The sequence below is a fragment of the Parvibaculum sp. genome, from assembly GCF_035511255.1.
GTDB lineage: Bacteria > Pseudomonadota > Alphaproteobacteria > Parvibaculales > Parvibaculaceae > Parvibaculum.
Map to the genome: position 1 here is coordinate 1 of NZ_DATKFR010000439.1, position 7510 is coordinate 7510.

Sequence of the window (7510 nt, forward strand, 5' to 3'; positions counted from 1 at the left end):
GTCGCCGCGATCTCGCCGCGGAGATGGCGCCCAAGGCCGACGAGGGCCTGCCGCCGCTGCCCGGCGCCGACGAGACCGCCGGCCCCGCCACCCAGGGCGCCGAGGCCGGCCTCGGCCAGTCCTCCGCCGAACATGCCTTCGCGAGCTGACGCAAACGGCAGTTCGAACTCTCCCAGCCCCCGCTTCACCCAAGCGGGGGCTTTTTCCTTGTCCCGAAACCAAAGCTCGCGGCCGCGCCGTGCCTGCCGGCTGTCGTTGGCATCACCCTGCCAGACGGGCCTCCTGCAGGTCGAGCTCCCGCACCAGCTTGCGCGCCGCCTCGCTCCCCAATTCGCTCTGACGAACCCGGCGGAAAATTTCCCCGCGTTCCGCCTTCAGCGCGGCAAGGCGAAGATCGCGCTCGATGCGCTCATCGCGCCGCAGAAAAGCCATCGCCTCGGGCAGGCTCGAGCGATTGTCGATCCGTTCGCGATAGAGGTCCATCAACCTGGAAGCGACGTTCACATAGGCGTCGGCATCCTTTCGCCCCTCGGCAAGCTGGTGCTGAGTGCGCTCGATCTCGGCGATCGCGGCTTCGGCGGCCGCTCTCCGGGCTTCTTCGATCTCCGCATCGCGCGATGGCTCCGCCGGCATCTCCAGCCCCCGCATCATCAACGGCAGTCCGATCGATGCCGCGATCAGCGACAGGATGATGACGCCCATTGCCAGGAGAATGGCGAGATCGCGACCCGGGAACGCCGTCCCGTCGGCCATGGCGAGCGGGAGCGTGAGTACGCCCGCGAGCGTGATGGCCCCACGGACGCCCGCGAAAGACATCGCCCCCACCAACCGCCAGTTCGGCCTCGGGCTATCTTCCGCGCGGCGGAAAGACGTCAGGCGCAGCGAGAACCAGACCCAGACGAAACGCAGCGCCGCCAGTGCGACATTGATCGCGACGATATAGACGGCCAGCCACCAGGCTCCATGATGGCCGGTCAGCCTGACGCTGTCGGCAGCGCCGGCCAATATCGTGGGAAGCTGCTCGCCAAGCAGCACGAAGATGATGCCGTTGGCCGTGAACTGAATGAGATCCCAGACCGTCGTGCGTCGGATGCGGGTTACGGCCAGCGCCTTGCCCCGTGTCTCGATGAACCCCATCATCACGCCGGCCGCGACCGCCGCCAGGATGCCCGAGCAATGGAGATGCTCGGCTACGAGATAGGCGCCGAACGGAATCAGCAGGCTGATCAGGATCTGCGAGCTGCTTTCCTCGCCGAGACGCCGCGCGACCAGTTCCTTTGCCCGCCCAACGAGCCAGGTGAGGCCCGCGCCGACGACGATGCCGCCAATCGCGACCCACAGGAAATTGAGCGCCGCGGCCCCCAGCGAGAAGCTGCCCGTCAGGGCGGCCGCCACCGCAAAGCGCAGGCAGACAAGGCCCGACGCGTCGTTGAGCAGCGATTCCCCCTCCAGGATATGCATCATCCGCTTGGGGATCGGCGTGCGCTGCGCGATCGCGGACACGGCGATCGGGTCGGTGGGGGAAACCACCGCCGCGAGCGCGAAAGCCACTGCGAGCGGCATAGCCGGGATCATCCAGTGGATGAGGAAACCCATGCCGACGACGGTGAACACGACCAGGCCAAGGGCCAGCTCAAGGATCGTGACGCCATCCTTGAACATATCGTCGGGCGGTATCCGCCACCCATCGAGGAACAGCAGCGGCGGCAGGAAGAGCAGGAAGAAGATGTCCGGATCGAGCGTCACCCGCCAGTCGGCGACGAGACCGATCGCGGCACCCAGAGCGATCTGGACGAGGGGACGCGGAACCGAAAACGGCAAGAGGCGAGCCAGGATTCCACTCAGCACCACGGCGAACAGCAATGTCAGGACGAGCGTGATGGTTTCCAAAAGCGAAGCCTCTGAACAGATTTGTCGGGACGGCCACCCTGTCTAACGCCGTGCCCCTTTCCTGTCAGCTTCAATCCCGGCCGACCGGCCTGCGGCCGTAGAGAGGAGGGGGAGCGTGGCTCCTGTCCAATCGTGACGGGAGACAATCATGTCCGACATCATCGACCTCGGCGGCGCCCCCGCCAACGAGGACTGCGCGCAGCTTGGGCACACGCCCGACTTCGAGCGGCTGAACCGGCTTGAAGTCGCCGCCTACCGCGCCGCCATCATTGCCCGTTTCGGCCCGCCGCCCGATGGCTGCACGCTCGTGTCGGTCACCAACCGGCACGACTTCGGCGTCTATTATTCGCTTGGCCTCAAGGTCGATGCGCTTGCCTATCGGCGTAATCCCGCGGTTACCGCCTATACCGAGGCCGCGCAGGACGGCCTCGAAAGCTGGGTCGAGGCCGGGTTCGCGCCACCGGTCCGTTATGAAGACGGCAGCGCCCCGACAGTCGATCGCGACCGGATCGACGACATCGTCACCGGCGCGCTTCTGGCGACCCGGCCCAATGCCGACGGACGCTTCGCCATCCCGGACTTCGAAGCCCTTCACCGCAACCTCGCCGCCGCCTATCCGGCCAGCGCCGAGGCCGCGAAGATCCTGATCCAGGAGATCGACGCATGATCCAGCAACCCACTTCCGACCAGCCGGTCACCGAGGCCGCGATCGTCGCGGAGATCGAGACCGGTCTTACCGCTGTCCAAGACGTCGAGGCGCGCTGCAAGGCCGCCTTCCTTCCATTGCTGCGCGAACACGGCATCGCGCGCGTTGACATCCACTATGACGGCGGCGGCGACGAAGGCAGCGTGGGCGATGTCTTCGCCTATCGCGACGACGCCAGCGCAGAGCTACCGACCATCCTGTGCGACCATTTCGCGCTCGAATATAATGGCTCTGTCACCACGCGGACGGTCGACCTTGAAGATGCTCTGAGCGCTTTCGCCGAGAATGCGGTCTGCACCCATCATTGCGGTTGGGAAAACGGCGAAGGGGCCCACGGCATCATCGGCATCGATGTCGCTTCCGGCTCGGTGACACTGACGCACAACACCCGCTTCATCGACTATGACACCAGCGAGACGGAGCTCTAGCGATGTCGCATTGCCATTATCATGCGCTGAGCTCGGTCCGCCGGTGGGGCGGTAATGCCGAGGACTATCTGCCGCTTCACCAGTGGTTCGACGAGTCCAAGAAGATCATCGCCGATCCGCGCCACCGCGCCTTGAGGCATCATGCCGAAGGCATTTTTCTCCTCGAGACGATCTTCGGCGTGACGATCCGCAACAGCGACGGCCGGGACATCCCGGTCCGGCTCGTCGGAGAACAGCATGTCACCGAAGATCTTGGGCGGATACCGTCGTTTGCCGACTGGGCGCGTCTCATCCAGCCGATGCCGTGGATCCTGCGCGGCAATCCGGCGGGCTCGCCGGGTGTCGATCCCGAGTTTGGCGCTCCGGTTCCCGGTTCCCGTGAGCATCTCGCTGCTATAGGCTGATCCCGTGGACAAGGGACCCTTCAGCGACGCCGCCGCGCGCCATGCCCTCGACCGGCTGATCGAGATCGCTCGATCCGACACCGGCCAGGCGCGGCGGGTCGCGAACTTCCTGCTTGCCTGGTGGAATGGCGATGATTGCGGTCATTTCCCTATCGCAGATCTGTTCGGCGTCGACGCGACGATCGCGACCCACATGACAATCATCATCGGCTTTCTCGGCCAGCATGAAGGCGCGATCTATCCCGATGCCTTCGGCCGCAAGGCCGAGATGATCGAGCTGGTTCGCCGTTGGCGCGACTTTCCAGACGAGGGCTGAGCGCTCGCCTCGACGCGCCTTCCGCGCTATGATCGAGTCCCATGACCGAGCTCGATCCCCACACGCTGCGCGTCGCCGCTTCGCTCGTTCGATCGCGGATCAAGACGCTCAAGCTCGACGGTCGTATGGACGGGCTGCAGCGGTTGGGCGCGCAGCGTACGCTCACCCAGCTCGCGGTGGACCTCGAAGTGTCCGCCGACCATGTCGGGCCTCCCCGCCGCCGCAAGCGCACGGCCTAGACTTGCCAATAGGGCGGTAACGCCGCCCGCACCTTCCGAACGTCTCTGACCAAGGCCGCGGAATCCTCCGCGCGTCTGCTGCGGTCCGCGCTCCGCGCATGCAAAGGGGAGCAGGGCAGGGGAAGGGGGCCGGGCCTGTCTCCGAGGCCGGGGACGCGGCTTGCGCCGCATCCCTCTCCCCAAGGAGTCAGCATGGCCAACCACTTCACCAAGGCGAGCTTCACGCTCGCCGTCACGCCCGCCGAGGCTGAGGTCCTCCGCCTGATCGACGATGCCATCGAGGCCCTCGACGATGCTTCGCTCGAACCGGATGGGCGCACCGCGCGGTTCTCCGCGTTGGGCCCGGCTTTCGCGGCCTGCTTTCCGCCGGCCGATGCCGACCCGTTCTCGGGCTTTCTCGAGATATTCCCCGATCCCGATTATCCCCGCCTCGGCTTCACCCTGCAGGTCGATCCTCCCGATACCGGGGACACGGTCGGCGTCTGGATCCACGGCGAGCAGGTCGACATCGAGGCGACGGCGGCGCTGATCCAGGCCACGGCACGCTCCGCGCTTCCCTTCGGCTTCGAATATGCCCTCGATTGTGATCGCATGCGTCCGGGTGAGTTCGGCGGCGGCTTCGTCGTGATCCGCGAGGACGACATCGAATTCGGCGGCTCGGCCCGAGGCCTCGAAAAGGCGCTGACCCGCCGTCCCGGCGAGGCCGAGCACGGCCTCGTCATCGCCACGCGGGATCGCGAGGAAGGCCTGCTCTTCTGGAACAGCAAGGCGGGCTTCGGCTCGCTCGAAACCGCGACCGTCTTCTCCGAGGCCGAAGCCTCGAACACCGATCTGCCGATCGCAAGCGACCAGCCGGAATGGCTGGCCCTGCCGGCGCCGCTCGCCTGAACGCGCCGGACCGCCGCCATCAAGCGCGGCGCTCACACCCTCAAGCCGGAGTATCTCGCCATGCCGACCTATGACGTCGTCTTCACGGCGCCCGTCCCCGACTGGATCCTCGCCAAAGCCGAGGCCGAGGATGCGCGCCGTGCGCGCAGCTGGCTTCTTTCCCAAAGCTGGTACGAGCGTCGGCGCATCGACTGGGCCGCCGCGCGAACGATCGTGCCGGAAGGCAGCCAGTCTCCGGTCCAGCACGAAGCTGTTTTCGCGCTCGATTGTGAGGAGAGCGCCAGCCCTGCCTCGGGAGCGCTCACCCTCCGCCTCGCCGTCACCGTCCGTCAGGGCGAGGATCCGCTCGAGAAGGCACGCCGCGTGCTCGACCTTCCTCGCACCGGCAGAACCAAGCGCCGGGTCCTCAACCGAGACGGCATATGGGACCGGGGTTCGTTCAGCGCCGTCAGGGGCAACAGCGTCATCGGTCCCATGCCGCCGGACTGGCCGGAAGGCCGCATGCTCACCGACTATTCGAGCCACCTCGGCAGCTATGGGCAAGGGGGCGTCGGCCTCTCGGGCTGGCAATGCAATCGCGGCTCATGGATCGTTCTGCCGCTCACCGGGTCTGACGGGTGGATCTGGCTGACGCGCGAGGAGATCACTCCGGCCGAGGATTTCCGGTCGCTCCGGGCTGCCATCGACCAGCGCATCCTTGGCGTGCATCCCGACCAGATCGCGGAATTCACGCCGTGGGAGCATCGCTATGCCGGCCATGAACGCATAGCCGACATCCCCGACTTCGGCGACGAGAAGGCGACCATAGAGCGCTTCAACGCGACCGAGGACGGATTCGTACTGGAGGCCGCCAACGGCCTCACCCGCTGGCGCTTTGCCATGGGCGACGATCTGCCCCGTCCGATCTGGGCCGGCTCGCGAGAGCCGCGCCTGCTCGCCCATGACTGCTATCTCGCGGTGTGAGACGCCAGGGCCGGAACCCCTGTTGTTGTCCGCCATTGAAATGGCCGACCGCAATGTATATGTCTATGTATATCCAAGGAGGACGGCATGGCACGATCCGAACCGATAGCCTCGCGGGAAGCCAAACTGTTCCGCAACAACAAGAGCCAGGCCGTGCGTATCCCGGCCGACTTCGAGCTTCCAGGAACGAGCGTCATGATCCACCGTGACGGCGAGCGGCTCATTCTCGAGCCGATCCGCCGGCGGAATATTCTCGAAGTCCTGGCGAGCCTCGACCCGCTCGGACCTGATGACGAGTTCCCGGACGTCGACGATACGCTGCTGCCGGCAAAGGCCATAGACCTTTGAGCACGCTCTACATGCTCGACACCAACATCGTGTCCGAGCTTGCGCGCAATCCGCACGGGGCCATCGCGAACCGGATCGCCGAGGTCGGCCCTGACGGCATCTGCGTCAGCATCATCGTGGCCGCCGAACTCCGCTACGGCTGCGCCAAGAAGGGATCGCCGCGCCTCCTGGCCCAGATCGAAGCGATCCTCGACAGCATCCAGGTTCTCGCCCTCGATGTTCCGGCCGACACCGAATATGGCGGAATTCGCGCCGAGCTCGAGGCCGCGGGCAAGCCGATCGGCCCGAACGACCTGTTCATCGCGGCTCATGCCTATGCCTTGGACGCGGTCCTTGTGACCGCCAACTACGGCGAGTTCTCGCGCATCCGCGCCCTTAGAATCGAGAACTGGCTCGACGAGCCCAACTGACGGCCTGTCCCTCGACCGCTACAGTCGTGGCGCTCCGCCGCAGACGATAATCGCCGGACCGCGCCACAAGCCTGCCGAGGCCGACATACCACCGGGCGCGGCGGCTGTCCCCGCTCGATCAACTCCAAACTCGAGAGGAACGACCATGACGACCATCGTCCTGAGCAACGGCCATCTGCGCTCCGAGACCGTCGAAGCCGCGATCGACGCGCTGATCGAGATGCTGAACGATCATCCGCTCAACCGCCTGTTCGAAAAATATGGCGATTTCGTCGAACGGGATGCCCGCAACCTGCGCGGCGAATGGCTCGAAGGGGTCGAGAATGCCGTCAGCTTCTTCGGCAACTTCTTCGACCGATCCCATGTCTTCATCATCGTCTCGAACGACGCGCATCACGTTGAACGCCTCTGCGCAGCGATCGCTGCGAACCGCCAGCGTCCCGACTATCTGCGCCAGCCGCCGCCTTATGATCCCGCCAAGCTGGTTATCGAGCGCAAGCGCTTCAGCACGACCCAGGGCGAGGTGCTGCTCACCTATGACGGTCAGCGGATCGAGCAATATGGTGACACGATCCGGCTCGACGGTCGCGGCAACTATGAAGGGCATGACGATCATTACTGGCACAACATCGCCAAGCGTGATCTCGCGCGCCGCCATGTCGAGGCCTTCGACCGCAGCATGACCGCGAGCGAGGCTCTCCCGCCCACTTAGCGACCGTCCGCCAGCCGGTGACGTTGCCTCTAGCGCACTGACCGCCCGCAGGCGGTCAGCGCCATCCAGCGCCCAACGCGTTTCGACCCGAGGCCGCTTTTGCGGCGCTCGGATGGGCGCTTGCGCGCCTGCTCGGCCGAACGGCCGAGGAGGGGAGTGGGGAAGGAGGAAGGTGGCTCGGACACGGTGTTCGAGACCGCTTTCAG

Annotated in this window: 11 protein-coding genes; 10 read left to right on the forward strand and 1 reads right to left on the reverse strand. The window is 65.8% G+C overall.

Translation table 11 applies throughout. The features are described 5' to 3' along the window. Nucleotides 1–261 precede the first annotated feature (261 nt). On the reverse strand, nucleotides 262–1890 hold the full coding sequence (locus tag VMR03_RS16560; protein ID WP_019054749.1) for a Na+/H+ antiporter: 1629 nt from the start codon (nucleotides 1888–1890) through the stop codon (nucleotides 262–264). A gap of 148 nt (nucleotides 1891–2038) precedes the next feature. Here VMR03_RS16560 and VMR03_RS16565 point away from each other — a divergent pair, with 148 nt between their 5' ends. The 10 genes from VMR03_RS16565 (at nucleotide 2039) to VMR03_RS16610 (ending at nucleotide 7304) form a co-directional block, all read left to right on the forward strand. Then, nucleotides 2039–2557 carry a hypothetical protein gene (locus tag VMR03_RS16565; RefSeq protein ID WP_019054750.1) on the forward strand — a complete coding sequence of 173 codons (519 nt, stop codon included), beginning with the start codon at nucleotides 2039–2041 and terminating at the stop codon, nucleotides 2555–2557. After that, entirely contained in the window at nucleotides 2554–3024 is a 471-nt protein-coding gene (locus VMR03_RS16570; protein ID WP_019054751.1) for a DUF6878 family protein, read from the forward strand. The genes VMR03_RS16565 and VMR03_RS16570 overlap by 4 nt, the downstream gene beginning before the upstream one ends. A 2-nt stretch (nucleotides 3025–3026) precedes the next feature. After that, the gene (locus VMR03_RS16575) at nucleotides 3027–3428 is read left to right on the forward strand and encodes a DUF6915 family protein (RefSeq protein ID WP_019054752.1); all 402 of its coding nucleotides are present in this window, start codon (nucleotides 3027–3029) and stop codon (nucleotides 3426–3428) included. Between the two features lie 4 nt (nucleotides 3429–3432). Continuing rightward, nucleotides 3433–3744, forward strand: coding sequence for a DUF7673 family protein (locus VMR03_RS16580; RefSeq protein ID WP_019054753.1), 312 nt, complete (start codon nucleotides 3433–3435; stop codon nucleotides 3742–3744). 41 nt (nucleotides 3745–3785) lie between these two features. Next, nucleotides 3786–3983 carry a hypothetical protein gene (locus tag VMR03_RS16585; protein ID WP_171132739.1) on the forward strand — a complete coding sequence of 66 codons (198 nt, stop codon included), beginning with the start codon at nucleotides 3786–3788 and terminating at the stop codon, nucleotides 3981–3983. A 192-nt stretch (nucleotides 3984–4175) separates the two neighbouring features. Then, nucleotides 4176–4871, forward strand: a complete 696-nt coding sequence (locus VMR03_RS16590) for a hypothetical protein (protein WP_019054755.1) — start codon at nucleotides 4176–4178, stop codon at nucleotides 4869–4871. A 60-nt stretch (nucleotides 4872–4931) separates the two neighbouring features. Continuing rightward, nucleotides 4932–5834 carry a hypothetical protein gene (locus VMR03_RS16595; RefSeq protein WP_019054756.1) on the forward strand — a complete coding sequence of 301 codons (903 nt, stop codon included), beginning with the start codon at nucleotides 4932–4934 and terminating at the stop codon, nucleotides 5832–5834. Nucleotides 5835–5921: 87 nt separating this feature from the next. Next, complete coding sequence (locus tag VMR03_RS16600) at nucleotides 5922–6182, forward strand: antitoxin (protein WP_019054757.1); 261 nt, start codon at nucleotides 5922–5924, stop codon at nucleotides 6180–6182. Next, nucleotides 6179–6592 (forward strand): type II toxin-antitoxin system VapC family toxin, encoded by a 414-nt coding sequence (locus VMR03_RS16605; protein ID WP_026150037.1) that lies wholly within the window; start codon nucleotides 6179–6181, stop codon nucleotides 6590–6592. The genes VMR03_RS16600 and VMR03_RS16605 overlap by 4 nt, the downstream gene beginning before the upstream one ends. A gap of 145 nt (nucleotides 6593–6737) precedes the next feature. Beyond that, the gene (locus tag VMR03_RS16610; protein ID WP_019054759.1) at nucleotides 6738–7304 is read left to right on the forward strand and encodes a hypothetical protein; all 567 of its coding nucleotides are present in this window, start codon (nucleotides 6738–6740) and stop codon (nucleotides 7302–7304) included. The last annotated feature ends 206 nt before the right edge of the window (nucleotides 7305–7510 follow it).